The sequence below is a fragment of the Fibrisoma montanum genome, assembly GCF_003583365.1.
Lineage (GTDB): Bacteria > Bacteroidota > Bacteroidia > Cytophagales > Spirosomataceae > Fibrisoma > Fibrisoma montanum.
Genome location: NZ_QXED01000006.1, coordinates 29,970 through 53,086, shown reverse-complemented (window position 1 = coordinate 53,086; position 23,117 = coordinate 29,970). Strand labels below are relative to the sequence as shown.

Annotated in this window: 47 protein-coding genes; 26 read left to right on the top strand and 21 right to left on the bottom strand. The window is 54.6% G+C overall.

Going from position 1 to position 23,117, the window contains the following annotated elements; translation table 11 throughout:
- The 22 genes from DYU11_RS20225 (at nt 1) to DYU11_RS20140 (ending at nt 8,484) form a co-directional block, all read left to right on the top strand.
- Nucleotides 1-324 carry a hypothetical protein gene (locus DYU11_RS20225; protein ID WP_119669544.1) on the top strand — a complete coding sequence of 108 codons (324 nt, stop codon included), beginning with the start codon at nt 1-3 and terminating at the stop codon, nt 322-324.
- Entirely contained in the window at nt 321-569 is a 249-nt protein-coding gene (locus DYU11_RS20220) for a hypothetical protein (protein ID WP_119669543.1), read from the top strand. The genes DYU11_RS20225 and DYU11_RS20220 overlap by 4 nt, the downstream gene beginning before the upstream one ends.
- Before the next feature lie 30 nt (nt 570-599).
- Nucleotides 600-1,106: a hypothetical protein gene (locus DYU11_RS20215; protein ID WP_119669542.1), complete on the top strand. Its 507-nt coding sequence runs from the start codon at nt 600-602 to the stop codon at nt 1,104-1,106.
- A complete protein-coding gene (locus DYU11_RS20210) occupies nt 1,103-1,372 on the top strand; it encodes a hypothetical protein (RefSeq protein ID WP_119669541.1) in 270 nt (89 codons plus the stop codon). Before DYU11_RS20215 ends, DYU11_RS20210 begins: the two co-directional genes overlap by 4 nt.
- Nucleotides 1,369-1,896, top strand: coding sequence for a hypothetical protein (locus tag DYU11_RS20205; protein WP_119669540.1), 528 nt, complete (start codon nt 1,369-1,371; stop codon nt 1,894-1,896). Before DYU11_RS20210 ends, DYU11_RS20205 begins: the two co-directional genes overlap by 4 nt.
- A 4-nt stretch (nt 1,897-1,900) precedes the next feature.
- Entirely contained in the window at nt 1,901-2,092 is a 192-nt protein-coding gene (locus DYU11_RS20200) for a hypothetical protein (protein WP_119669539.1), read from the top strand.
- Nucleotides 2,089-2,211 carry a hypothetical protein gene (locus DYU11_RS33835; protein WP_262697120.1) on the top strand — a complete coding sequence of 41 codons (123 nt, stop codon included), beginning with the start codon at nt 2,089-2,091 and terminating at the stop codon, nt 2,209-2,211. Before DYU11_RS20200 ends, DYU11_RS33835 begins: the two co-directional genes overlap by 4 nt.
- The gene (locus tag DYU11_RS20195; RefSeq protein ID WP_199736752.1) at nt 2,190-2,975 is read left to right on the top strand and encodes a DNA cytosine methyltransferase; all 786 of its coding nucleotides are present in this window, start codon (nt 2,190-2,192) and stop codon (nt 2,973-2,975) included. The genes DYU11_RS33835 and DYU11_RS20195 overlap by 22 nt, the downstream gene beginning before the upstream one ends.
- Nucleotides 2,962-3,120, top strand: a complete 159-nt coding sequence (locus DYU11_RS33295) for a hypothetical protein (protein WP_158600329.1) — start codon at nt 2,962-2,964, stop codon at nt 3,118-3,120. The genes DYU11_RS20195 and DYU11_RS33295 overlap by 14 nt, the downstream gene beginning before the upstream one ends.
- 297 nt (nt 3,121-3,417) lie before the next feature.
- The gene (locus DYU11_RS20190) at nt 3,418-3,723 is read left to right on the top strand and encodes a hypothetical protein (RefSeq protein WP_119669538.1); all 306 of its coding nucleotides are present in this window, start codon (nt 3,418-3,420) and stop codon (nt 3,721-3,723) included.
- A gap of 2 nt (nt 3,724-3,725) precedes the next feature.
- A complete protein-coding gene (locus tag DYU11_RS20185) occupies nt 3,726-4,481 on the top strand; it encodes a Rha family transcriptional regulator (RefSeq protein WP_119669537.1) in 756 nt (251 codons plus the stop codon).
- A gap of 1 nt (nt 4,482) precedes the next feature.
- Nucleotides 4,483-4,740, top strand: coding sequence for a hypothetical protein (locus DYU11_RS20180; RefSeq protein ID WP_119669536.1), 258 nt, complete (start codon nt 4,483-4,485; stop codon nt 4,738-4,740).
- A 42-nt stretch (nt 4,741-4,782) separates the two neighbouring features.
- Complete coding sequence (locus tag DYU11_RS20175; protein ID WP_119669535.1) at nt 4,783-5,298, top strand: hypothetical protein; 516 nt, start codon at nt 4,783-4,785, stop codon at nt 5,296-5,298.
- A gap of 13 nt (nt 5,299-5,311) precedes the next feature.
- Entirely contained in the window at nt 5,312-5,773 is a 462-nt protein-coding gene (locus DYU11_RS20170; RefSeq protein ID WP_119669534.1) for a YopX family phage-derived protein, read from the top strand.
- Nucleotides 5,748-5,957: a hypothetical protein gene (locus DYU11_RS33290; protein ID WP_158600328.1), complete on the top strand. Its 210-nt coding sequence runs from the start codon at nt 5,748-5,750 to the stop codon at nt 5,955-5,957. Before DYU11_RS20170 ends, DYU11_RS33290 begins: the two co-directional genes overlap by 26 nt.
- A complete protein-coding gene (locus DYU11_RS20165) occupies nt 5,929-6,261 on the top strand; it encodes a dATP/dGTP pyrophosphohydrolase domain-containing protein (RefSeq protein ID WP_158600327.1) in 333 nt (110 codons plus the stop codon). The genes DYU11_RS33290 and DYU11_RS20165 overlap by 29 nt, the downstream gene beginning before the upstream one ends.
- 37 nt (nt 6,262-6,298) lie before the next feature.
- Nucleotides 6,299-6,571, top strand: a complete 273-nt coding sequence (locus DYU11_RS20160; RefSeq protein WP_119669532.1) for a hypothetical protein — start codon at nt 6,299-6,301, stop codon at nt 6,569-6,571.
- Nucleotides 6,572-6,836: 265 nt separating this feature from the next.
- Nucleotides 6,837-7,124 carry a hypothetical protein gene (locus DYU11_RS20155; RefSeq protein ID WP_119669531.1) on the top strand — a complete coding sequence of 96 codons (288 nt, stop codon included), beginning with the start codon at nt 6,837-6,839 and terminating at the stop codon, nt 7,122-7,124.
- Nucleotides 7,121-7,375: a hypothetical protein gene (locus DYU11_RS20150; protein ID WP_119669530.1), complete on the top strand. Its 255-nt coding sequence runs from the start codon at nt 7,121-7,123 to the stop codon at nt 7,373-7,375. Before DYU11_RS20155 ends, DYU11_RS20150 begins: the two co-directional genes overlap by 4 nt.
- A 232-nt stretch (nt 7,376-7,607) precedes the next feature.
- Nucleotides 7,608-7,889, top strand: coding sequence for a hypothetical protein (locus tag DYU11_RS20145; RefSeq protein WP_119669529.1), 282 nt, complete (start codon nt 7,608-7,610; stop codon nt 7,887-7,889).
- Between the two features lie 215 nt (nt 7,890-8,104).
- A complete protein-coding gene (locus tag DYU11_RS33285) occupies nt 8,105-8,263 on the top strand; it encodes a hypothetical protein (protein WP_158600326.1) in 159 nt (52 codons plus the stop codon).
- Nucleotides 8,260-8,484, top strand: a complete 225-nt coding sequence (locus DYU11_RS20140) for a hypothetical protein (RefSeq protein WP_119669528.1) — start codon at nt 8,260-8,262, stop codon at nt 8,482-8,484. The genes DYU11_RS33285 and DYU11_RS20140 overlap by 4 nt, the downstream gene beginning before the upstream one ends.
- Here DYU11_RS20140 and DYU11_RS20135 read toward each other — a convergent pair.
- Nucleotides 8,481-8,798 (bottom strand): hypothetical protein, encoded by a 318-nt coding sequence (locus DYU11_RS20135; RefSeq protein WP_147367981.1) that lies wholly within the window; start codon nt 8,796-8,798, stop codon nt 8,481-8,483. The genes DYU11_RS20140 and DYU11_RS20135 overlap by 4 nt on opposite strands.
- Here DYU11_RS20135 and DYU11_RS33280 point away from each other — a divergent pair.
- A complete protein-coding gene (locus DYU11_RS33280; protein ID WP_158600325.1) occupies nt 8,790-9,029 on the top strand; it encodes a hypothetical protein in 240 nt (79 codons plus the stop codon). The two genes, DYU11_RS20135 and DYU11_RS33280, sit on opposite strands and share 9 nt — an antisense overlap.
- 75 nt (nt 9,030-9,104) lie before the next feature.
- Here DYU11_RS33280 and DYU11_RS20125 read toward each other — a convergent pair whose 3' ends face one another.
- Together DYU11_RS20125 and DYU11_RS20120 are read right to left on the bottom strand one after the other, a co-directional pair.
- A complete protein-coding gene (locus tag DYU11_RS20125) occupies nt 9,105-9,689 on the bottom strand; it encodes an N-acetylmuramidase family protein (protein ID WP_119669525.1) in 585 nt (194 codons plus the stop codon).
- Nucleotides 9,690-9,905: 216 nt separating this feature from the next.
- Nucleotides 9,906-10,199, bottom strand: coding sequence for a hypothetical protein (locus DYU11_RS20120; RefSeq protein ID WP_158600324.1), 294 nt, complete (start codon nt 10,197-10,199; stop codon nt 9,906-9,908).
- A gap of 196 nt (nt 10,200-10,395) precedes the next feature.
- Between DYU11_RS20120 and DYU11_RS20115 the strand changes: the two genes are divergently transcribed.
- The 3 genes from DYU11_RS20115 to DYU11_RS20105 are packed head-to-tail and all read left to right on the top strand — an operon-like array spanning nt 10,396 to nt 11,044.
- Nucleotides 10,396-10,578, top strand: a complete 183-nt coding sequence (locus tag DYU11_RS20115; RefSeq protein ID WP_119669523.1) for a hypothetical protein — start codon at nt 10,396-10,398, stop codon at nt 10,576-10,578.
- A gap of 2 nt (nt 10,579-10,580) precedes the next feature.
- Nucleotides 10,581-10,832 carry a hypothetical protein gene (locus tag DYU11_RS20110; RefSeq protein WP_119669522.1) on the top strand — a complete coding sequence of 84 codons (252 nt, stop codon included), beginning with the start codon at nt 10,581-10,583 and terminating at the stop codon, nt 10,830-10,832.
- Nucleotides 10,829-11,044, top strand: a complete 216-nt coding sequence (locus DYU11_RS20105) for a hypothetical protein (protein ID WP_119669521.1) — start codon at nt 10,829-10,831, stop codon at nt 11,042-11,044. Before DYU11_RS20110 ends, DYU11_RS20105 begins: the two co-directional genes overlap by 4 nt.
- Before the next feature lie 5 nt (nt 11,045-11,049).
- Here DYU11_RS20105 and DYU11_RS20100 read toward each other — a convergent pair whose 3' ends face one another.
- The 18 genes from DYU11_RS20100 to DYU11_RS20010 all read right to left on the bottom strand — a co-directional run bounded on the left by DYU11_RS20100 (nt 11,050) and on the right by DYU11_RS20010 (nt 23,115).
- On the bottom strand, nt 11,050-11,949 hold the full coding sequence (locus DYU11_RS20100) for a hypothetical protein (protein WP_119669520.1): 900 nt from the start codon (nt 11,947-11,949) through the stop codon (nt 11,050-11,052).
- A gap of 2 nt (nt 11,950-11,951) precedes the next feature.
- Entirely contained in the window at nt 11,952-12,362 is a 411-nt protein-coding gene (locus DYU11_RS20095) for a hypothetical protein (protein ID WP_158600323.1), read from the bottom strand.
- A 214-nt stretch (nt 12,363-12,576) separates the two neighbouring features.
- Nucleotides 12,577-12,864 carry a hypothetical protein gene (locus tag DYU11_RS20090; protein WP_119669518.1) on the bottom strand — a complete coding sequence of 96 codons (288 nt, stop codon included), beginning with the start codon at nt 12,862-12,864 and terminating at the stop codon, nt 12,577-12,579.
- A gap of 2 nt (nt 12,865-12,866) precedes the next feature.
- The gene (locus DYU11_RS20085; protein ID WP_119669517.1) at nt 12,867-13,502 is read right to left on the bottom strand and encodes a hypothetical protein; all 636 of its coding nucleotides are present in this window, start codon (nt 13,500-13,502) and stop codon (nt 12,867-12,869) included.
- Nucleotides 13,503-13,751: 249 nt separating this feature from the next.
- On the bottom strand, nt 13,752-13,940 hold the full coding sequence (locus DYU11_RS20075; RefSeq protein WP_119669515.1) for a hypothetical protein: 189 nt from the start codon (nt 13,938-13,940) through the stop codon (nt 13,752-13,754).
- A 132-nt stretch (nt 13,941-14,072) separates the two neighbouring features.
- Entirely contained in the window at nt 14,073-14,360 is a 288-nt protein-coding gene (locus DYU11_RS20070) for a hypothetical protein (RefSeq protein WP_119669514.1), read from the bottom strand.
- A gap of 1 nt (nt 14,361) precedes the next feature.
- Nucleotides 14,362-15,735, bottom strand: coding sequence for a right-handed parallel beta-helix repeat-containing protein (locus DYU11_RS20065; protein ID WP_119669513.1), 1,374 nt, complete (start codon nt 15,733-15,735; stop codon nt 14,362-14,364).
- Between the two features lie 10 nt (nt 15,736-15,745).
- Nucleotides 15,746-16,033 carry a hypothetical protein gene (locus tag DYU11_RS20060; protein WP_119669512.1) on the bottom strand — a complete coding sequence of 96 codons (288 nt, stop codon included), beginning with the start codon at nt 16,031-16,033 and terminating at the stop codon, nt 15,746-15,748.
- A 75-nt stretch (nt 16,034-16,108) separates the two neighbouring features.
- Entirely contained in the window at nt 16,109-16,330 is a 222-nt protein-coding gene (locus DYU11_RS20055; protein ID WP_119669511.1) for a hypothetical protein, read from the bottom strand.
- Between the two features lie 2 nt (nt 16,331-16,332).
- Nucleotides 16,333-16,662, bottom strand: a complete 330-nt coding sequence (locus DYU11_RS20050) for a hypothetical protein (protein ID WP_119669510.1) — start codon at nt 16,660-16,662, stop codon at nt 16,333-16,335.
- A complete protein-coding gene (locus DYU11_RS20045) occupies nt 16,662-17,819 on the bottom strand; it encodes an SGNH/GDSL hydrolase family protein (RefSeq protein WP_119669509.1) in 1,158 nt (385 codons plus the stop codon). Before DYU11_RS20045 ends, DYU11_RS20050 begins: the two co-directional genes overlap by 1 nt.
- 17 nt (nt 17,820-17,836) lie before the next feature.
- Nucleotides 17,837-18,265, bottom strand: a complete 429-nt coding sequence (locus DYU11_RS20040) for a hypothetical protein (RefSeq protein ID WP_119669508.1) — start codon at nt 18,263-18,265, stop codon at nt 17,837-17,839.
- Nucleotides 18,266-18,268: 3 nt separating this feature from the next.
- Nucleotides 18,269-19,198: a hypothetical protein gene (locus tag DYU11_RS20035; protein WP_199736751.1), complete on the bottom strand. Its 930-nt coding sequence runs from the start codon at nt 19,196-19,198 to the stop codon at nt 18,269-18,271.
- 11 nt (nt 19,199-19,209) lie between these two features.
- Nucleotides 19,210-19,593, bottom strand: coding sequence for a hypothetical protein (locus DYU11_RS20030; protein WP_119669507.1), 384 nt, complete (start codon nt 19,591-19,593; stop codon nt 19,210-19,212).
- Nucleotide 19,594: 1 nt separating this feature from the next.
- Nucleotides 19,595-19,933, bottom strand: a complete 339-nt coding sequence (locus DYU11_RS20025) for a hypothetical protein (protein ID WP_119669506.1) — start codon at nt 19,931-19,933, stop codon at nt 19,595-19,597.
- A gap of 4 nt (nt 19,934-19,937) precedes the next feature.
- Nucleotides 19,938-21,338, bottom strand: a complete 1,401-nt coding sequence (locus DYU11_RS20020) for a hypothetical protein (RefSeq protein WP_119669505.1) — start codon at nt 21,336-21,338, stop codon at nt 19,938-19,940.
- 5 nt (nt 21,339-21,343) lie between these two features.
- Nucleotides 21,344-21,892: a hypothetical protein gene (locus tag DYU11_RS20015; RefSeq protein ID WP_119669504.1), complete on the bottom strand. Its 549-nt coding sequence runs from the start codon at nt 21,890-21,892 to the stop codon at nt 21,344-21,346.
- Between the two features lie 2 nt (nt 21,893-21,894).
- Nucleotides 21,895-23,115 carry a hypothetical protein gene (locus DYU11_RS20010; protein WP_119669503.1) on the bottom strand — a complete coding sequence of 407 codons (1,221 nt, stop codon included), beginning with the start codon at nt 23,113-23,115 and terminating at the stop codon, nt 21,895-21,897.
- Between the last annotated feature and the right edge of the window lie 2 nt (nt 23,116-23,117).

Here is a 23,117-nt window from a genome sequence, read left to right as displayed (position 1 = left end):
ATGGAACAGACACCCGAACAACAATACGCCCTGATCCGCAACGCGGACGGGGGGCTACACATGGAAGCCGTAGAGCCAGCCCCGGTAACGCTGGGGGATGTGTGGACCGATGCGCCGAACCGGCCTGATTACGCAACGACCCGCATTGCTCAGCTTACGCTCGAGATCACCCAGGCCAAAGCGGAATTGCAGGACGCTTGGGACCAATGGGGCGACGCCGACGCGCCCGACACGAACTGCGTCATGTACGATCTGGCCTGGCGCATTGACCAAATCGAACAAGCCATCGCCCGTCTGCGGGCGGGACAACCTGAAATACCATGAGCACCCTCAACATTTCCAACATTAAGGAGTGGTACCGGTACGTCGATACACTTACCGATCACCACGCCCTGAACGGCGCCGTTACCTTCCTGCGCAAAGGGGCTTCTCAGCTTCACGGCTACCATCCCTTCAAACGCACGGGTGAGCTTGGCAAAGCCTACGGTGCCCTGAACCGCCGGGCGCGTGAGCTGAACTGCTACCGGCTCGGTAGCGACGGCACGTACCGGCCCAACCCGAAGGATTAACACTAACATTTTAACCGAATTCACAGCACAATGAAACGCACCACAATCTTACTCATTTGCGCCATCATCGTTGCCCTTAACGCACCCCTGTTCAACGAAGGCGGTATTGCCCTGGTGGTTACGTTCAATCTGACCCTTATCGTGCTTGGCGGGGCCTTGCTTGCTTTCTTTCGTAGAAACCTGATTGCCCCCGACCCCAACGACGACCTGAGGCAGAGCATTGCGCACTACGATCAGGTGATTGCTGCTGTCACTGAGCAGGAACACGCCTTCAATCAGGAAGTGGCGTATCAGCGCAAACTCGATGCCGCCTGGGTAACCTACGACGCGCTGTTCAAGAAGTTCGAGTGGCTCGACGCGAACGGCTACACCCGCGAGGTTGATGCGATGCTGACCATGCGCCCGACGCTGGAAGAACTGATCGACGACCCCACGCCCCGCTACGTGGAGTGGTTCGGACCTGCCAACGCCCGGCTGCTTGAATGTGTGCAGGAGGACGGTACGATGGTCGAAACGGCAAAATGGACGGAGCTATGACCTTCACCCGCGAACAACTCGAAGGGTTGTCTACGGACGACCTGCTGATTTTGATGCCTGTGAATCACGATCTGCACAAGTACGAAGATGGTGAATGGTCAATCGGTAGCACCCTGTCACCCTTCCCGTACCGTGATTCAGCAAGCACCTGCATTTCCCCGCACCGCTACCTGGTTGCCTTTCTGCTGTACTGTCAGCAGAACGGGATTGAACTGAATTACCTGCCCTGGCTCATTCGTCAGGGCGCAAATGAGAAGACACCATGACAAAGCAACCTAAAACCGAACATACCGGCTTTCGCAACGGGGCGCTATTCTGCTTCCATTGCGGTGTGTCGCAGCCAATGCCCCTACCCATGCCGGTAACGCTGGCTTCTGACTTCATGAAGTCGTTCGCCAAGCTACATCGAAGCTGCAAAAAGACCTGGACAGAGCCGGTCAACGCTACACCGAGCGAGCGAACCGAGAAACAAAACGCGATGTGGTGGCTTGCCAACGGGGAACGGGGGGTAAGCTCCGAAACCATATTCAAGTACCTATCAGACGACGTGTCGATTGAGCGTAGCCGGTGGGAAAGTCACCCGCTTGACCCGTCTGATTTCCGGCGCTGTCACTTACTGCTGGAAGCGGTGCCGCAATTCCGCGCTAAGCTAGACCGTATGCGGGCGGTTAGTCCCGTCTGGGCGCGGCTGGTCGACCATTGGGGCAAGCTAACTGATATGCTGCTCGAACAAATGGTGACCCGCAAGGACAACGGCATGTACGATTTCATGAAATCATTAGGCTGCTGACACCATGAACCCGATTGTAACGCACCTACTCGTGTTTTTGTCAGCCCTGCTACTGGCAGTAATGAACTACGTCAAGGGCAACCAGAAAGCAAAACGCGGTGAGGATGCCCGCTGGCAATGGTTTTTTATGGGCCTTGAAGCGGGGCTGTGCGTGATGTACTACTGCAAACTAAGCGACTTGCTAACGACACCATGAACACCCAAAACAACATACCCCGCGAACGCAAGGCATTCTCTGTAATGTCGCTGTTCGCGGGGATTAGGCCGGCGGCTTCGATCTGGCCGCCGAATGGATGGGATGGGAAAGCCGCGTGATGGTGGAATTAGACCCCTTCTGTCAGAAAGTACTACGCAAGAATTTTCCAAATGCTGAAATCTATGGAGACATCAACACGTTTGACGGCACCCCGTACCGGGGAGCAATTGACCTTATTTGCGGGGGCTTTCCATGCCAACCGTATAGTCAGGCCGGGTTACGAAAAGGGAAAGAAGATGAACGCCACCTGTGGCCGTCAATGCTTAGAGTCATTAGCGAAGTCCAACCGCGTTGGGTGGTTGGGGAAAACGTTTCTGGCATTCTTAATTGGTCAGATGGATTGGTCGTCCACGAGGTGTTATCTGACCTGGAAAGCCTCGGTTACGAAACGATACCGCCGGTTAACCTTCCGGCTGCGGGTGTCAACGCTCCCCACGAACGGCAGCGCGTTTGGTTTGTTGCCTACGCCGGTCAAATCGGACTCAATGGTTCAGATGGTCAACGGATACCGTACGACCGCCTACAACAAACTTCACAACAACGGAAAACGACCATCGGGCGTGAAAATCGGGAGTCAATTGGGCTGGGACGTATTTCTACTACCCGACCAGACCGGACAACGCATCCTGGACAGTGGGATAGTTGGTACCCTAAACCCATGCTTTGTGGAGTGGATGATGGGTTTCCCCGAAGATTGGACGATGGTAAACGACTCGGAGCCTTAGGCAATGCTGTAGTGCCCCAGGTGGTCTACCAGCTCTTCCAGGCCATTCAGCACATCGAAGACCAACTAACCACACAGACATCAAATGAAACCAATTGATTTTACCCGGCCGGATGAGAAAACGCTGAACTGGATACTCGGTTCAGGCTTCGCCGGGCTGCTGCTGTACCTGCTGTGGCGTATGCTGGCCTATCATTGGCAGGTCGTACCGGAAATTATGAACCAACAACTACCGACGCCGTAAGAAAATTAACGCAAACCTATTGACAACCGAATGAAAACTGTTAACTTGCATCCGTCCAAGTATCATAGTTCCGGGGCAGCGATGCCCTCACATTCGGTTGTAGGGCTTTTTTTATGCCTTATTGGTAACGGTTTATATCCTGTTAAGAAGGATGTAGGCGGATTATCGCAACCCCGCGCACACGTTGTAATGGCGTGTGCGGCCCCGGACTTGGTGCTTGGACGGCGGGTTAGTGCGGTAGTCCGCCTACATTGCTTTTTAACCCCTTCCGTACAAGGGATAAACCGTCCAATACCAATGTCCAATTTATCAAATTGCCAGCCCAATCCGGGCGGCTCTCCGGAGCAAGCCGTACGCGGCCCGGCCGCATCCGTTCCCTCCTTTGCCGTACCAGAAACGGCGCAACAATTCCTGGAAGATTGGTTCAGTGACCCCAACGAGGTAAACGTTGTGCGTCGCAACTTACGTGCCTGGTTCATGGGCAACGTCGAAAACTGGGACTCGAATTTCGGGTCTACGCTTGCTCTACAGATTCTCTACTACGAGATGTTGGACGAATTTCTTTCCCTGCGAATTGCTGATCTCACCAAACCGACTGAATAGCCATGACAACTGAAATCGCATCCCAGATCAAAACCATGTCGAGTTTGGAGATTGCCGAACTGACAGGAAAGCTTCACAAAAACATCATTCGCGACATCCGCAAAATGATTGAAACACTTGAGGCCGCGAAAGAGGCCGGCTCAAATTTGAGCTGGCATTGTGAAACAGCTAGTTACGTCGACGCGCAAGGTAAGGCCCGGGAAATGTACCGGCTGGACAAGAACACGACCACAACACTACTATCCGGCTACGATATTGTAGCCCGTCACAAGATCGTACAGCGTTGGCAGGAGCTTGAAGCCGATAAGGTAGCTCAGTCAGCAACCGCCCTGCCGCTTACCCCAATGGAACTACTTCTGCAATCGCTGCAAACCAGTGTTGAAGTGGCTAAGCAGATGGTCGAAACTGAACGGCGGGTATCCAACCTCGAAGAGCGGTTTGGCCAGTTTCAGCAGATACAGCAGGAAGCAACCGCCGAACTACAGGCTTTGCCCGCCCCATCAGAAGAAATGCCTGAACTATCGACGGAAGATAAAGTACGGCGCATGGTCAACGTCTACGCATCGGCTACAGTAACACCCGTTCCCGATGTATGGCGCAAAATCTATACGGAGATGTACTACCGTTACCGGGTGTCGGTCAACCACTGCAAGCCTAATCCAGGTGAAAGCAAATTACAAATGCTCAAGCGGCTGGGTCATGTTGACAAGCTGTGGGTAGTGGCAACCAACATTCTGCAACTAAATCAACCTGCCTAGCATGGAAACAATAGACGTAATGATTGACGAAGAAGCTATTGGTAATCTGTCATTGACAGCGGCCTACGGCTTACTGCTAAGCCTAGAAAGGCATCACGAAGGGGCTGTTCAATTGTGGAACATGACCGCCAATAAGCAGCATAGAGACGAAATGATTGCCTACGAAACAATCATAGGAATTGTTTGCAATCGGATTGAGCAACTAGAAAGCCGCTATTTCACCATCACTCCTAAAATGGTGGAAAAAGCTGAGCAATAACCCCTAACGCCCCCGCTCACACCGGGCGGGGGCTATTCACCCATGACCCCAACCAACCAATCTTCCATCCGGCTCGGTTCTTCACCCGGCCACGGCTACACCCCGGCGGGCAACCCGGCTGTAGGTAGCCGCGACGTATCGACCCGCACCGACATGGTACGCGCTGTCCTGATCGACCCGTTCGGCCGCGAAACGACCATCACCACCCGAAAGATCCGATTAGAGGCACGATTGCAACAACTGGAGCAGCAGGGCTACCATAGGGCAGATCGCCCCGTACAAGCGCCAGAAACGGCGCAGGACGAACGATCTATGCCCGGTGATACATCCGCATCATCTGGACTGATCGGAAGGCCCAGAGGGAAAAGCCGCTTCGTGGTCTGCGTTGAAGACGGTCTACTGTTTGCAACCACCAACGATGCGGCCCGTTACTACACCACCGCACACCTTACCGTGTACGATTCGATCAAACGCGGGGTGGTGTCGAAAGGGGGCAAGAGATTCCGGTGGGCGACCGAGGAGGAGCAGCGCGAAGTAAGGGTGATTGAGAACAACTAACGAAAGCAAGACAATGAGGCAACTGAAATTTAGAGCGTGGGATGGTAAAGTAATGCGCTATACGGGTACAGACAGAAACGATGTACTTGTTTTAACCTACACTGATGATACGGGCGTTTGTGACGGCGTTAAGCTGGGAAGGACTGGCGATGAATGGGAGATTTTTGGCTACAAATGGAATTTGTACGACGAAGCTAACGGCCCTGTTCTGATGCAGTTTACCGGGCTTACCGACAAGAACGGTACGGAGATTTACGAGGGGGATATAGTTGAGATTTGGGACACTGAACTTAGCAGGCAGAAGTCGCGATACACTGTAGGCTGGAACAAATACGCATTGCAGTGGTACGCCAATACAACTGAGGGCGACGAATACGGTAGTTATTCAAAGCCATTGTTGGGCCAAACCCGAATCGAGAAAACTCGAACTGAGGTCATCGGCAACATCTATGAACACCCGCACCTGCTTAGCTAACTCCCCCGCCCAAACCGCCCTTCTGACCGCCCTTGCCGCCATCGTGGGGCCGCTGACCGCTGAACAGCAAGAACGCCTGCTCGGCGATGCCGAGCAGTACCACATGGCCAGGGATAACGAGGAGGTGCAGGAAACACTTAACCCCATACGACATCATGCAATCACTAACCGAATTAGAGTCTGAACGCTTGGAATGGAGTTTACAGACATTCACTGAAGCGACCGCCGTTAGTTCCCTCCGTAAGCTGGAAGGCGAAATTAAAGAAGTTGAAGAACTGCTCACAGTGCCGACGGATGCAGACCCTTTTGATTGGATAGCTGCACTGTCAGAAGAATACGCTGATTGTTTGATGTGCCTGTTTGATTCGGCAGGACGAGCGGGTATATCAGTTGAGCTAATAACGGCTGCCTTTGCAGCTAAGATGACAAAGAACAAGGCCCGAAAGTGGGCAAAAAATCCCGATAACAGCTATTCACACGTCAAATAACCCAACCGCCGTGCCGGGCGTAATCGGCAAGGGAACAATGAAAATAGACGAAATGCATCAGGAAGATTTCTTTGTGTTGGTTGCGCCAGACGGCACACCACAAACGGCAACACTTGGGCAGGACATACCCGAATCGTTCGCCATTACCAAACTTCTAGCCAAAGCAGGATACGGCCAAACGCCCGAAGCGTTAATTCGACAGGGATTTCGGTTTATGCCGGTCAAGTTGACTATCACGCAAAACGGACCCCACGACGAAGCAAAGAACCTTGCTCTGGCTAAACCCAAAGGATTACGCCCTTCTCAATAACCCCTCCCCGCCCGCTGGCTGTCTTAACCATAAACCTGTGGTGGTTCGCAGAATGGTATGGCAGACCAGCGGGCGGGGGTCTTGCAATCGTGACCCTGAACGGTAAGGGGCGGGCCGGCTGAACCTTGTAACAGTCTAGCAACTAACCACTAAACAACGGTTGGGCACCGGGCCGGTTATATTGTCGTACTATGAATGCAGCCGGGCCGAGTGTGTGTACACCGTGCGGGTTCGAGTCCCGTCGATTGCGCTAAAACCAAACAACATGAATTATCTATCACGCGAAATAGCATTAAAGCTCTACGAAGCCGGTATCATTATTGACAAAGGTCCCCCGTCCTTCTCTGAACTCTGGCAGTTGCTCCCATCGGGCTATGACATCGATGATACCAAGTGGATGCTGGAACTGACAAAGGACAGCATTAAGAATGTAACCGTGATTGCTTACCGCTCCGTTGATCGCCCCGTAGCCCTTGCGGCCCTGGCCGATGCGTCGCCCGTTGAAGCGGCCGGTAAGATGCTTGTAAAACTAAAAGAGATGGACTTGCTATGACTTACGCAGACCTGACCGACGACCAGCTAACCCAAATTCACCGGTTGGCGCATAAATTAAGAAGCAGCTCAGAAGAATACGTATTAGTAACGCGGCATGCCCACGGTATAGTTGTGGCCAGTAGTTACTACGAAACCAACTTCATGCCTAACGGCGATATTCATTGTGCCATCGAATACGACGGCGCACAGGATATTAGCAACCTCTGGCCAATCATCAACCAGCTCCGCGAATGGGGCGTGTCTTATTGATTAATAGGTTGATTTTGTGTATATTAACACTATGGAAACACCGAAAATACATTACATTTTAGCCGCTTGCCCTCCTTTAAGGTACCATCAGGAGGTTTACGAAAATGCACAGTGCGAACCTACGGCAAGTCGGGAATGGTGCCGTGAAGAAGAAGGGCAATCGTTGCTTTCAAAGCGAAATAGCGAACATCCTGACTGGTTTATTATTCTCAGGTTCATTGCTGATTAACCCATGCCCCAAAACCGACGCCGGTTAAACCAGCGAGAAGCAAAAGCCTGGTACCTGACGCAGGTTCGAGAGGCCATCACCGCATTTACGGCCACCCTGCCCGACGGCCCGTTCCACGCGGAGGAAGTGGCGACCATGCAACGGGTACAACAGATCCTGCTGACCCGCATCGGGGCGGTGAACGAAGCCCCGGCCCAAACGGCACGGGCGAAGATTGAGAAGAGGAGGGAACAGAAACAGAAACGAGCAAACAGCCATGACATACACGCTGAACAAAACCGATAGCGGACTCTATACCACTGCCGATACAAACAATTCATTTCCGTTAGGCTATGACCGGGAAACGGCGCTACGGGTCATTGAGCGGCTGAACAAAGCCCACCGGCCTAACATCGAACTCAGGCACAATACCCTGTATGTATGCTGGAACCACCATCAGAAGTGGGAGCCGTGCCAGTGGGAACTACTATTGGAGAACTGTATTAACCGAACCCCATCCCATGAATCACACCCGTAAACAACTTGGCATTGGTCCGGGCGGCATCAATTGTCCCTGCTGCGTGGACTATCCGGCTAAGCGCCGGAAACGCGCCTACCGCAAATTGGAGCGGACGATACAGAAACGAATGATGAAACAGGAAGAGCGTACTGAACCATGACAACCAGACAACCAAACATCGAATGGGTAGACATTACCCAGAAGCAACCAGACCGCGAAGTACTAGCCATTGGCTATCAGGAAGAGATGCTAGTCGGCTATTGTTACCAACAAGGCGACCAATACGTTTGCGAAGCGGAAGGTGTTGTACTTGAACGGGTGACGCACTGGATGGATTTAGGCGAACTTCGCGTTTTGCGCCGGGTGCAATCACGTAACTAACCCCGCCCGGCCCGCCACACCTCCCACGCGGCCCACAGCGGCAGGTGCCCCCGGTGGGCGAGGTCGATCACCGCCCGGCAGGTGTCGAGACTCTGGCAGGCATGGTACAGCTCAATCGCTTCGGCGTACGAAACCATCGTCGGCTCGATCATCGCCAGCAGGTCACTGGCCACGTAGGAGCGTTCAGTAATCAGGGTGCCGTCTTTGCCCATAGGGGGAGGGTTAGGGAGGGCGCGAAGGTAATACAGGAATGGAATACGTAGGATATAACTAGCGAAGAAAAGATGATAACTCAGATTTGCCGAATGATTCACGCCATCAACGACGGTGACACCGACAAGGCGCTACGGTATGCTGACCTACTGGCTAACCACTTACGGGCCGATGACCGGATAGTTGATTCAATGCGCATCAAGGCGGCGATTGACGGAACGCTACACGGCAACCCGGCTGTATTGGATGCCATCCCCGAACCGCCAGCAGAGCCGCAGAGCCGCGTTATTCGGGAGGGACACACCCCACCAATGCCGCCACAACACACCTAACAAAAACAAACGCCTACCTCATCGGGGTAGGCGTTCTGTGCATTACCGATTCCTAAACCCTTTCAACCTATATCTCTAATTCGGATATACCTTTCCCCATTTACGGTAAGCGGCTTCCAGCTTCTCATCGTAGCGATTGCGCCGGAACCCCACCCCATTGTAAACGCGGGCGAACGTCTTCCAGTCCCGGCGCTGCAACTCATCAGCCAACCCCCAATCCAGCAGCAACTCACAAAACATCAATAACTGCTCCTGTTCTGAATGCTCCATGCGCTGAACGAACTCCCCAAGATTCGCGCACCCACAGGCCGCGAAATTTAACCCTAATATTTGCGGGGCGCCCCATGATGTTGACATCACCGCTGCGTTTGGATTCAGCGCGGCCGCTTCCTTGAACAGCTTCCACGAATGATCGACCCCTTTCGGATAACCCGGCTGCCACGGCTGAAAGCTCAGCAGGGGGTGAGATAGGTCGAACACCCGCTTGGTATACTTACTGAACAGATGCGGCTCAAAGCGGATAATGCAACGGCCATCGACGGTGAAGCCCCGGCCACCTGATTCGACCTCACACACGGCGCGAATGTTGGCAACACCGGTGCTAAGTATTGCTGCTGCCAGTTCGTAATCCTCAGCGGTTAGGGGTTGCTTGGTTGGCATGGTTGGTTGTCTTCGTGTTCAGGACAATTCAAATGACACGGGTCTCTGTGCAAGTTCATGCAAACGCAGGGATGGGTGTAGTACTTTCCAATGTCTTCACTTAGCTCAGTAAACACCTCTCTGAAGCTCTTTTCAGGCTGGGTGCTGGCTTCCTCGCGTTCGCAATGTTCAGTATTTGCCATTCTCGTTTCCCGTTCGTTTCGTCCATAAGTTACGCTATTTCAGCGAGTTATGCAAGGACGGGTTGACATGGTTGGTTAGTGAATCATTCCATTTTTGCTCAATGTCCGGGGCTAACGCCTGAATGGCAACGGCTACGTCAACGCACTCCAATTCGTAATCCTCGCCTTCTTCCTGTGGAGGTGAAATAAGGTGAGCTGCACAACGAAGGGAAAACGCTACTAACGTTTCACCGGTATTAGGCGTGAGTTCCTTATAGTTGGGGTGCTTTTTCATTTCGTTAACAAGCGCCCCAATCTGTACCTCTTTTTTAGTTGGATTGAATCCCATTACTATTAGTCTCGTTTCGTCCATAAGTTACGCCAAATCAATCACTTATGCAAGCGCGGGGCGGGGAATGTTAGGGGGTGGTTTGTACCGTTTAATCAATCTGCAAAATATTTGTTGATTTTTCTTGTCCCAAATTTGGTACTTACAATACAATGTACTACCTTTGGTACAAGTTAAACGATAAACAAACACGACAATGGAAACGATCAAAAAAGTATACACGAAAACTTATGAAGACTGGAAAGAAGATGAGCAGTATCTTCGATTGGGTACAGCAAACATGGAGGTTTCTGATTTCCATGCCGACATGATGTCTATGCCTATTGACATTATTTCAATGGATGATGAAAAGGTAACCTTCACTACTAAATCTAAATAGACATGGACAATAAGCTAAAATTTGTAACAGGCAAAACCGCTGCCGTCTTTGCAAAAGCTCTTCGCCAAACGGACGAAGATGAATTACCAAGGGACGTTGCTGAACATGCTGCCGATCAAATGGAATTCTATAGCTCTACAGATGGCGAGTACTTTAGCAACATCATTAAATACCCTCACTTCACACTACAACAACAGGATGATATAGCCTACTACTGTTTTGGCATTGATATGAGTCGATCACCTCTTTTATGACTGAATCCGAAAACTTAAAAGCCTATTTCACAGCAAACCGGCGCAAGCTGGTTTCTGTGAAGGCTGTAGAAGTGATGGCGGGAGTGCCAGCCAGTACACTTAAACACTTTCTGGATAATCGCCGGGGCATACCTGAACACCACCTGGAAAACATTGTAAATGTGTTGGCTATAATCGGGTATCAACCTACTCGGGAATACAACATACTTTAACGCCCTCACTGCTCCACATACCGCGCCCAAAGCGAATCCCGGCCCTGCACGTCGCTTTCGTAGCCCAACGACCCGCGACGTTTGTAGCTAGGATTCGGCGCGCGGTAGTCGTCGGGGATGGCGGGGGCAGGCAGAACGGGTTTGGGGGTGGGTTGGATGGGCTGTAGATTCATCTGCCGCCGTAAGCGTTCGGCTTCCGAGCGGTAGCGTTGCAGGTTGCGGTTCAGCCGGGCGTTCTCCTGTTGCTGTTGTCTGCGTTCGGCGGTCGTCTGCGCCCGGCTGCGCTTGATTTCCATGAGTTGCAGCGAATCCAGGCGAATGGACTCCAGCAACGCTACGTAACTAAGGCTGTCCTGCTGAAACTGTTTGGCCTGTTGCCGGTTGCGGATGGTCAGTTCTTTGGTGGTTTGTGCCGCCTGAACCTCGAACGTTTCCGATGCCTTGTAGATGAGCTGCGCACTCTTGGCAATGATGAACAGGACCAACAGCAAAACGAGCCCTACCAGCCCGGTTATCTGAAACCCCGTACGAAACCAGAACGGCGGGTCAATCGGAGCGGGTTCGTTCATCGCCTTACGGATGTGTAATAGGTGCTTCCACTGGTCTACATACACCTTGCGTGGGATGGGGTTGCGCTTCATGAACCACAAATGGTAGCCACCCCAGATAACCAGCCCCCAATTGAACGGCCGAATGTTGTAGAGGTATTCGGGCTTGACGGCGATGATGATGATGAGAAACAGGTACCATAGGTTGCCCAGGCCACCCAGAATCAGATGCCACCGGCTGCGCCAGTGCGTGTACTGCCAGAGGAGATACAGGACGACCTGAAAGCACAGGTTGGGTATGATGCCCAGAATGTGCCAGAGGTAATCGCGGGTGAACTGTTGGCCTAGGTCAAGCATGGTTAGTCGTCGTCGTAATCGTCTTCAAGTTTCTGTATGCGCTTGGGCAGCACCTTGCTGATGAAAATGTACCCGGCGGCTCCAGCCACAAAGGCGGCTGACCAGTCGGGTGGGTTTTTGAGCCACGGCGTAATCAGGCTTACGCAGAACTGACCGGTAATCCATCCGACAAGGAATTTAAGCCACAATAATTTTAACACTCTCGGTGCCTGCCGGTTTGCGTTCGCTATGATTTCTACGGCTGTCCAGCAGGCCGAACCAGCCACCGGGGCCGCTGCGGTTTTCACTTCATCAGGAATCTGTAGCATCTCGACTACATCGTTCCAGAACGGCGCGGGGGCCATCAGCAGAAGGCTTACAGCGTAGAACAACAGCCTGAACAGCAAAGCGGTCAAGGGTGGATCTGGGTGCATTACGATTCTCATCAAGGTAGGCGTATGAACATTCATCTTTGGTGTGTATATTTGTTCATACATTAGTGGTTGTCCAGATGCCCGGCCCGTGGTCGGGCTTTTCTGTGTCAGCTACTTGCAAAGCCAGCCATGCTTTGTATCTTTACAGTGCGACCTTAAGAAAAAATCCATTTTCACTTGCCCCGTGCTGTTACCAGTGGTACGGGGTCTTTTTTTACCTCGGATTCCAGAAAAGCGGCCAAGCCGGTTCACCTTTCACCCAGACCGACAAATCCTCAGCACTGTGCCACTCTATGTCCGCTAGTGGCTTAAGGTCCGGTCTGTACATTACCTCGACTACATAGCCTTGATCTTCACTTACCCGCTTGTGATTCACCTTGCGAACCTTGCGAATCAGCAAAACCGAATTGATACCCCGCTTGCCAACCGTAACAATGTATTCGCCCGGTTTCGGGGCGGGGTCGTCAACACTGACAGTGTACGTCCAAGTCTTAGTTTCCATTGCTATTTCATCTCCTGTGCCAGTTCCCGCATGGCCTTTTTCCGGCCGATACCCAGAAACCGCCCGGTAGCCGCTTCATTCAAGACCTTCGCCCTGGCGGACTGTAGCCGCCCGTTCGCGTCCTGCACATCGTTTTCCAGATTGTCTACCTGTACACTCAGCAGGCCCGTTACGTTCGCGAGACTGTCGTTCTGCTTTCGGAAGTAGGCTTCACGCTCCACCGTCTTGGCCACAGCTAGCTCAACCGTTGGGTCGGCAATCAACTGCCGAACCGTGTCGATCTGAGTCACGTAGCGGACATCGAGCGTGCCGTTGCCCCGTAGCCGTTCCAGTATGCCCACCTGACGCGCCAAACGTGACTTCTGAGCCACTAACGCATCCGTTTGAGCTACGGCACTATCTCTACCGTTTCGATAGCGCAAACCGGCTGCAATCGCTCTGGCGTTGTCGCGTTGCAGGGTCGTTACCTGCTGGCGTAGTTCGTTGCCCCACCTGCGCAGCCGAACCGTGTCCTTAACCAGAAGATCCCGTTCGGCCCGGTAGCCCTGTTTGTAGGAGCATTCCCGCACGGCCAGACCCGACGCGATGAACACCGCACCGACCAGGGCGAACGTGACAAAGGCGGGGGAGAGCTTCATATCAGTTCAGTAATAAGCAAGTACCCAGAACCTGTAATTCGCTCGGGTTGGATTGATACCCCAATTCAGCCTCAGAAAGTCGCCCTTCTTCGTCTAAGAGACAAAGCTGTGGGTAACATTCGTCATTGATGGGTTTCCACCCGCAGAACTCGAAAAGCCACATTGCGTCTGCTTCTGATTTAGCAAACCCTTCGTGGTTATACCAAACCGGCGGGGCATCAGCGTATTCAAGAATGATTACGGTGTGTATCATGCTCTTGCTGACCGTTTAGCCCACCGTCTAGCAACACCGGCCCGCTGCCGTTCGGATAGTTGCTGACCGATTACGTACTGCCCCGGCTGACATTTGCGCTCTGCTTCGTCCCAATTGCGGGCTGCGATCATGCCGGCCGCAAACGTGCCGGCAGGGGCTTTGTAGTGGAGAAAGAAATTAGCCATTTGTTTCGTCTTTTTGTGTTAACATGAACGCCCCGCACCGGCGGCCCGGCGCTTCCCGATTGAATAGCGCGCTAGGGCGTTCCTTTTACCAGTAAGCCGGGCCGACGGTCCGCCGGTGCGGCCCCGGCTTTTCTATACCCCTGCTTCTTCTGCAACGGGAATAGAATATTCCTCAAACGGCATAGCCATATGCCACGGCTGTACCTGGTTCGCCCATGTAATGCCCGTAAACGCGGCTAAGAACTCAGATTCCTCACGGACGTAGATTTGACTCCAATCATCGTACGGATAGCGGGCATCGTTGTGAACATAAGCCACCGCCCGTTTCCATTCCCCGTTGATCTGTAGTTTGCAGGCCCCTAAAATGCGGTAGAGCCTGCCGCTCTTATTGTGCTGTATGAGTCGTGTCTGATTTTCCATGTTACTGCTGTTTGTTTTCCTGATACCCCACACCCACGGGCACAGCGCCGTTTCCAACTACATTCCCACTCTCCGAAACCGGCACCGTCTTGGGCGACCTATCCACCGCAAACCGGGTGAAGTTCCGAATGACCGACTGCCGGATTACGTTCTGCATCTTCTCGTTGTACAAGCGGAACCCGTCTAGCCGCGCTCCGTCTACCGTTACGTTCTCAAAGACCAGCAGACCACCCACACCGATGCCGGGCGGGGTGCCGCGTTCATCACAAAACACGCCCGCCGTTTCAGCCGGTAGCTTGTCCGTTCCCGCGAACACGTTGCTGTTTTTCACCAGCACGTTCCGGATGTGCAGCGTGTCACCCGCCCGGCAGGCACCGACCACGATCAAGCCGATCCCCGCTGCCCCTTCGATGGTGTTGTGCTCGAATGTTCCTGACGAACCGCCTGAAATCTGAACCCCCGCGTTTTGCGCATTGGAAAACGGCGAAATGCCCGTAACCCGTACGGTGTTGTGGTGAACGCTGGCATCAGGCGAACAAGAGTACTGTATGCCCTCGCAGCCGGCACGCTCGATGAGGTTGTTGTATACCTGCAACCCGTGGATTTCATGCGGATACAGCCCGTTCATGCCGCCGTTCCAGAAGCTGTTGCCGATGTACAACCCTTCGCCCCGCGTGTCATGCACGTAGCAATCGTGGATGCTAAGATCCTGCATGACGAAGTTGCCAAGCCACGTAGACGGGTCGCCTTTGGCCGGATCGGTTTTGGCCATGATGCCCGCAAAACCGCTGGTATCAATCTCAACCCGTTCGATTTCAACGTTCGTGGTTTTGTTGCTCAGCACCAACGCCGACACATCTTTCCACTCCGAACCAATCCGAAAGCCGTAACGAATGGAATCCACGCCCGAACCGGAGAACTTGATGAACGCGCAACCCTGCATGGACAGGTTGCCGTTGTTCTGCGTTTTGCCGCGAATGGTTGCCACCCCGCCGTAGTTGAGAATCACCACGGGCTTGCCGGGTGCGCCTTTGACGTTCCGCAGGATGAGGTTCGATAGCGTTCCGGCAACCCCTATCGTATCGCCGGGCTTGACACCAATTGATGCTCCGTCGTACATGCCGGGTTTTGATATCGTGAATTTAGGCACCCACTGCCGTTGGGCTGGTTTCGGGGCGGGTGTAGGTGTTGGCTTTGATATCGCAACGGTGTCCGGCTTTGATATCGTGTTTGTGTCGGGTGCCGATATCGTTGTTGTGGATATCGGCTTTGCGGCTACGATCACAACCGTATCGCCGGGGTTCACCGTTACGATGCGCTGCGCCTGACTCAGCAGGGGCAACAGCAGGAGGAGGCTAAGCAGTAGGTGTTTCATGGTTAATTACCTAAGAAATGATTACATTGTCATCAATGAACTTTTGCTTATCTGTGTACACCTTTCGGCTGAACTCGTACTCCTTAAATTCGTGCTTTACACCGGCTGAATGAACTACGTAAACGGTGTCCTTGCTTACCCGGTCTTTATCGTAGTCCCAATCAGCAGGCAGAAACAGTTCACGGTAATAGCGTTCACTGATTGTACCGCTGTGCGGCTTACCATTGTGCATGAAATACACCTTCAATTGAAGGGGATACTTAAACGTAACTGAGCGTTCTTCAGGGGCAAATTGCATACCTTTTCTCCTGTTTGATTACGCTATAAGATACGCAATTTTTATCACGCAAACAACTGATTAACAGCAATTTAATTACCGTTCAGTAAGCGGTTCGCCACCCGCGTAGTCGGCAGCAAATTCTTCCGGCACCACCACCGGGGCACTGAACTGAATGGTGTACGCGCCGGGGTACTGCTCCGTAACGGCGGCTTCAATCTGCGCCCGGCTGGGTAGGCTTTCGGCCTGCATGTAGAACCCCCGCGTCTGCTGGGTGTGACTGCCGGTGCGGTAAGCAATGAGCATGTAGTACGTCATGGCTAGGCGTTGGTTTGCGTGGGTTGTGACAGCTTCTCGTACGTCGCCCGGCTCACGGCGTCGGGATCGATGGCGAACTTGGTTACGGCAGCCGCGCCGATGTTGAAGGCCAGCAGCATACGGGCTACATCGGTAATGAGCGTCGGCACTTCAAAGCCGAGTAAATGGTATTGATTCACCACCGCTACGATTTCGGGCTGTAGTACGGCCGATACGCCCGACAGACAGAGAAAGAAGCCGCGCAGCTTGCGCCAGTACTTAGGCGATTCGATGGACAGGCGCTGATACGACGCCTTGACGTAGGCCCAGAAGCGGGCGAAGATAGTTTTCATTACGGAAGTTGGCTAACAATAGGTGAAACACTCTGCCACAATCGGGCATCTCCGAGGGCGTGGCCGGCTGCGTTGGGATGCACATACGGGCTACTGCCGTCCGACCAGTACAGCGAGGGCGTGGCGTTGGACGCCCATAGATCACCCATGTTAACGGAGATGATTCGGTCATCCCCTGCTGCGCGGGCGGCTGCTACCTTGTTCTGAGCGATGGTGCGTAGCTGCGCGAGCGTCGCTTCCTGCGCGTCCGAGCGGGGCGTAATGCCGATAACAAACATGAACGCTTTGGGAAAGTAGGTCTGCTTCCAGGTGATGATCCGGCTCAGGTTCGCGCTGTAGGCGGCCGTGTCCGTATCGTTCATCATCGGCTCGTAGAGGATAATATCCGCCTGGGTGACGTTAAGTTGCCCCTGCGCCCGTAACGCATCAATACTCGCACTGGTAAAGCCCCCTTTGCCCTTTGAGACAATCTCCCACGTCTTACCCGTCGCTTTCGCCAGTCGGTTACGTAGCTTCACGTCGAAATAATCATCCCACGAGCTGGGGCCCGAACCATCGAGAATCGAGTCGTGCAGTTTCAAAATCACGCGTTCGGCGTTGCGGCCGAAATCCATGCTCGTGCGAATGCCCGCTGTGAAGCCAATCTGCACCGTACCGGGTCCGGCCGTCAGCGTGTAGTTGCCGACCTGCGTCACCGACAGGGTAACGTTATTCGGCACGAACCGCCGGATGGGAATGCGGTTCTCCACGCCGGGTAGCACCCGCCGGGCGACGTAGTTACCCCCGAATCCCGACACGGCAATCGGGCTGTTCTGCCACTGCACGGCAATGGTCAACGCTTCGGGTACGGTAATCTGTAGTTCCTCAATCCACACTTTTGTGCCGACCTGTGGGGTAAAACTAAAGTAGGTCTGGTTGTTGGCAACAGTAACTGGCGCGGGGGCGGTAGATGTTAGGTTCGTGTTGTTGTACGCCTGATAGATGGGCATACCCTCGCGTTCGAGCTTGGACTCGAAGGGTTCAGAAAACCGGGCCAGCATACCCGAATAGACGGTCTCTACGTCCAACGGATTGCGCGGGTTGGTTTTCACCGTGATACCCGACTGGCCCCATGCCAGGGCGGGCAACAGAAACAGAATGGTTAGTAGGTGTTTCATTGGTAGTTAGTTAGCTGTTAAGGTTGTACGATGTAGGTGAACCGGACTACGCTGCTGTTGCCGAACGTGGTACTACGGGCGGCTACGGCAAACTGCGAGGTAGACACGGTCGTTTCATCCATGTAGAAGCGCGTGTTGTTACCCTGGGTCAGGTTGTTGGCGCCGTTGATGAGTACCACCGGCTTGGCGCTGAACGGGGTGCTGAACGTCAGAGCGAAAATAGCCCCTGAGTTCAGCGAACCCGATGAGCCGTAGTTGATGGTAACAGCCCCGCGCCGGTCGTTGCTACCCGCTTCGAGCGTTGCCGTTGCACCCGTACCGGCAGCCGCACCGGGGGCTACCGTAGGGATGCCCGATGTTGCCGCCGGTGCGCCACTAGCATCAGTCAAACCATTGGCTGACTTGAGCTCATTGCTGTTCAGATCAATGTCGTTTCCAAACTTCATAGCTTATCCAATGACGATGACTTCAAATTCGTTAGTCGTGGGCGCTACGGCAAAGCCGAGCGTAACGGTGTTGGTGGTGGCGCTGGTTACGTCCGTCAGCCAGTGCTCATCGGTGCTGACTTTACGAAGGGCCACCACGACCGCTTTTGTGCCGAGGTTATGCGTCACCGTAATGCTGGTCAATGAGCCGTTGCCGATCTGAGCGACGTACTTACGGGCGACAACCGCCGTATCAATCGAGATGGTGTTGCCCGAAATCGTAATGCCCGTACCGTTGGAGTAGCTGACGCCACCCCCGCCAATCTGAGCGAATACCAGCGCCGTGGTGCCGAGCGTGATTGGCGCATCGGTCGTCATGGTGTAGACTTTGTTGCCGTTCGAGGTGCCTTCCGAGACAAAGAAGCTCATGCCCAGCACTTCGGCCGCACTGTCGGCATCAGCGGCCCGGCTCCACGCCCCCGAAGCGGCTACGTAGATGCCGTTCTGCGCCCCGGCAGATTGAGCAATTACGGCCACGCGGTCGCCTGCGACAACGCTAATACCGTCAATGGTCTGCGTGCCCGACAGGGTAATGTTGCCCGTCGTGGCAACCCGCACCGCGTCTTTCCACTTCACACCCTGAATGGCGGCATCGACGTAGTTTTTGGTAGCCGCTTCCTGCGCAGACGTTGGATCGGCAAGGCCCGTAATCTTCTGGCTGTTAAGGTTCAGACTCTGGTTGGGCGCGGCAAACTGATCGAGCCGTAAGGCTAGTATCTGCGTGAGCGTCGTGAGCTGCCGAAACGCCGTGCCGTCGTAGACGTAGAGAAAGTTGTCGGTTGTGTTGTAGAACAACTGCCCGGTAACGGGTGCCGACGGGTTGGCCGACAGGTTTTGCACCCGTGCGTTCTGTAGTTCGTTTTTGTTTAGATTGATGTTCTGTCCAAAGTTCATGGCTGTTTGCGTTAAGAGAGATATGCACTACCGGCAAACTGCGCGTTGCCGAACGAAAGCGTAAGCGTGTTGGTCGTCAGGTATTCCACCTCATAGGCCCAAAGTGAACCAGCTGAATCCCTGACGACGATCCCGGCCGGCCGGTAGCCCAGGTTATGATTGATTGTCCAGACCGACGCGGGCGTTGATTGCGTGTGCAGGAAAGAGCCGGGCCACGCCTGGCCGGGCCCGCCCGTACCACCCCCCGCGTACGGCGGCAACACCAGTGCTTCCGTCGTGACGTGGTAGTTGTAGTCCACATCGGCCACCGTGACTGCTACGGGGTCCGCTTCCTCGCCAACCGTAACGTGGTAGGTCGGGGGTTCGGGGTTGAGTATGACGACGTAGCTATCCATGTCAGATGATGGTGATGACGCGCTGAAAACAGGCCTGTTGTTCGCCTGTATCTTTGTGAATAAGAATAATCCGAACGTACAGACTTTGATGGCGGGGTGTGGCCGGTAGGCTCAGCGTACCGATCCACTTGCGCCCGGTCAGCCCGTTTCTGGTTTCGGTGGTATTGGTCATGGTCAAATCCGTGTGGCCGATGGGCCCTCCCGTTTCGCGGTAGTATTCAGCCCGTACAGTCCACTCGTCATCTGTGTAGTCGATGACGTTGTTTTTGTCGTACATCGTCACCGGCCACGTTACGGTGTTACCGATTGGCACTTCAAGCGGGGTGTTGATTACTTCCATGGCGTTATTCTGCAAAGGGGTTAACCACCCGTCCCTGACAGGTGCGCGTGTACTGCTGACCGTTTGAAAATTCCACGGTTATTGTCTCATACCCCGTCCGGTCTTTGGGCTTTGAGGGGTTGTAGTAGACAAAATCATACGCCCCCTGATAGAAGCGCCCTTTGGCGATGCCCCGGCTGTTCGCGGCTGCAAACAGCACATCCGAACCATCGGCCTGCGGCTCAATCCACGGCCCATCACCAACCCGAAACTTCAGGTACTGCCAGTTCTGTCCCGCCGTGCGCTCAAACTGCTTGTAGATGTGGCAGGCGGCATAGATCGCTTCGTACCAGGTTAGGCGAAGCGGTGGGTAGCCGGGATTACCGTAAGGGGGTGGGGTGCCATTGGGCGAACTCCAGTAGGTGATATGAAAATCGCCCGGCTGCGACTGGTAGATGGTGACCGGGTCGGTACCGTACTGGCTGGTATCATCCCAGGCGATGACGCGCTTACCGGTCATCAGACCGATTATCAGATACATAGCCAGTTGCTGGTCCCAGTCCCAATCCGGATGCGCCTGCGCCGTCACCTTGCCCGCCGTTCCGACCTGTCGCCCCTGATAAATCAGGATGTGCGTATCCCAGCCCGGCCGGTTGTCGGGGATGGTATCGGGCAGGGATTCAATGAGCTGTGAGGACACGTACGCGCAGCGAGGGTTGGCGATGTTCAGCCCCTTCATCATCACCTCCATTTCATGGAGCTTCTCGTAAAACTCCGGCGCCGTAGCAGGTCCTTCGGGGTAGTACTTGACGTTGGGCAAACTCGTGCCTTCGTGGACGTTGAAATAGCCCGGCATGGTGTTACGGGCCGCCGACTGCGAACTATACAGGTTGCGGTAATACGTACCGAGCGGCCCCTGATACACGCCGTCCACTTTCCAGCCCCTTGCCCCGTACAGGATCAGCGCCCCGTAGCAGAGGTAGATTTCGGGATCACTAACCCCGCCGGCCTGGTATTTGGCTTTTCTGGCCTGCTTGAAGCTTGTGTACTGGCTGTCCTGGGTGTCGATATTGGCTTCACCTTCCAGAAACTCATCGATCTCAGCCGCAAACAGCGGCATGGAGTTAGCCACGTCCACCCACTGCTGAGGTGTTTTCTGACGGCCGGGCCGCTCTCCGCCGGGGTTGAAGCCGGGAAACATCTCTTTGCTTTCCATCCAACGGAGTTTAGCCGAATCGGCTACGTTGTTGGCGCGAAACCACTGCACCCCGCCCCGGCCTACGATGTCCGTAAGGTTCAGGTCCGGGTGCTTCGGGATCACGGCCACCTTCACCCCGTCGGGCAGGGTGAATTTGGGTGCCACGCGGATGCCTTGCTGGCACCAATTGGCAAAATCTAGGTATGATGGTAGTCCGATGCGGGCCATAGGGCTTACGTGTTTGGATTGCCGATGTAGATTGATTGCTGCGCCTTGCTGGTGAAGCCCTGCCCAAACAGGCTATTAGTAGGGCCTTCGCCGTAGTAGACGCTTAGCCGGGTACCGGGTGCGTAGAGCTTGGGACTGAAGCTGTCGTATACCGGTGTCGTCTGACCATCGAGCCACCACATGCGCCGGTTGCCGGCGTCGGGCTGGCGGCTCGTCTGCCGTTCGTAGACCTCACCCCACCACGCCCCATCGACCAGCACCCAGCGAAGGGCTAAATCCATGAACTGCGTAGACGCCGAGGGCTGAACGTAGCTGGTGCCGAATCCTTCAGTACTACCCGGCGGTTGCGGAATACCCGCTGAGCAGTCCTTGAGTACCCACTGAAAGCCTGCCGGGGCGGCTGGCCGGGAGTTCAGTAGCTTCGATGCCTTCTGGCTGTCGCTGTTGAACAAACTATCGCCTGTTGCGCAGTCCACCACCGAATCAACGGGGTAGTACCGGCTAACGGTCGTGCCGTTTTTGGTTTCAGCGATTTCGATATAGTCCGTTGCCATAGTTAAGCCGGGAATAGCTGGGTTCGTTGTTGCGGACTGGGCCGGTTGAAGCGGAAAGCAGTCGTAACGCCCGGATTGTCGAGCGTTTCAAACTCCACATCGTAGCTTGACGCCCCTTGCGGCAGTGAGTAGCTGTACTGGTAGCCCTGCTGGTAGGGGTCTACGAACGGGCTCATGTTGCGCCATTCCTCCCAGTTGGGTTCCTGATCGTATTTGAATCGGAAGCGAACGCCCGCGGCCTGCGTGACCTTGACCAGAAACGCATCTTCCACGCCCGTGTCAATGGTATCCCACGCCACGGCGGTAATCAGCGAAGCGCCCACCCGGACGTTCTTCGACACCCATTTGCTTTGATCGGCGCTGTTTTTGGGCCGGGCCGTAGAGCGGTACAGCCCCGGCGGCAGGTTGCCCAGCGTTCGGCCTTTGTAGGTGCCGGACGTGGGTATACCGCCAATCAGCGTCGTGGGGTAGAAATTGGTATCTACGCCGGTCTGCCCTTCGAGCGGCTCTAAGCGCATATCACATTCACCCGTCGCGTTGCACAGCTCGATCAACCCCGAGGCATCGTAGCGGGTGGCTACAAAGTTGATAACCACGGAGGCCGAGGGGTCGAGGGCGCTGAGCGTCCAGCGTTGCAGGATGGCGTAGGATACCGTATCGGTGTTCTGACCGGTGTACACCACGGCGTCGTAATCGGCCGTTACCGTGAAGGTGATTTTCACCCAGGCGGTGCTGCCTTCGGGCCGCACGTAGAGCCGGTAGGTGCCAATGGGCATCACGCCCAGACTCTGGTACTGTTTGTAGTTATCGCCTGCGCCCGCGATGTAGGTCGTCTTGCCTTTCTTGGTGACGAAGCCCGCCGGGCCGTAGCACTCGAAATCGCAGACGGTCGTAGCCGGTACGGTCCATTCCATGTGGCTGCCTTGCGTGTTGACCGGATCGCGCCGAATCCTCACGCCTTTCAGGGCCGGGTAGCTGTCCACGAGGTTGGTCGGCTCACCCGTCGGTTCGGGTTCGGGTTCACCCGTTTCTCCGCAGTCGGTCATCGCGGCCAGAAACTGCGCGACCGACGCCGAGGGAAAGCCCAGCAGCACCGGCCGGATGCGCTGCCCGGCGAACGGGGTTTGCCCGACCGGGAAAAAGGTGTATTCCACCTCTTCGCCTAAGCTCCCGTCGTCCAGCACAATCCGCGCTTTGGTGATGAATTGCTTTTTGATCGCCACGA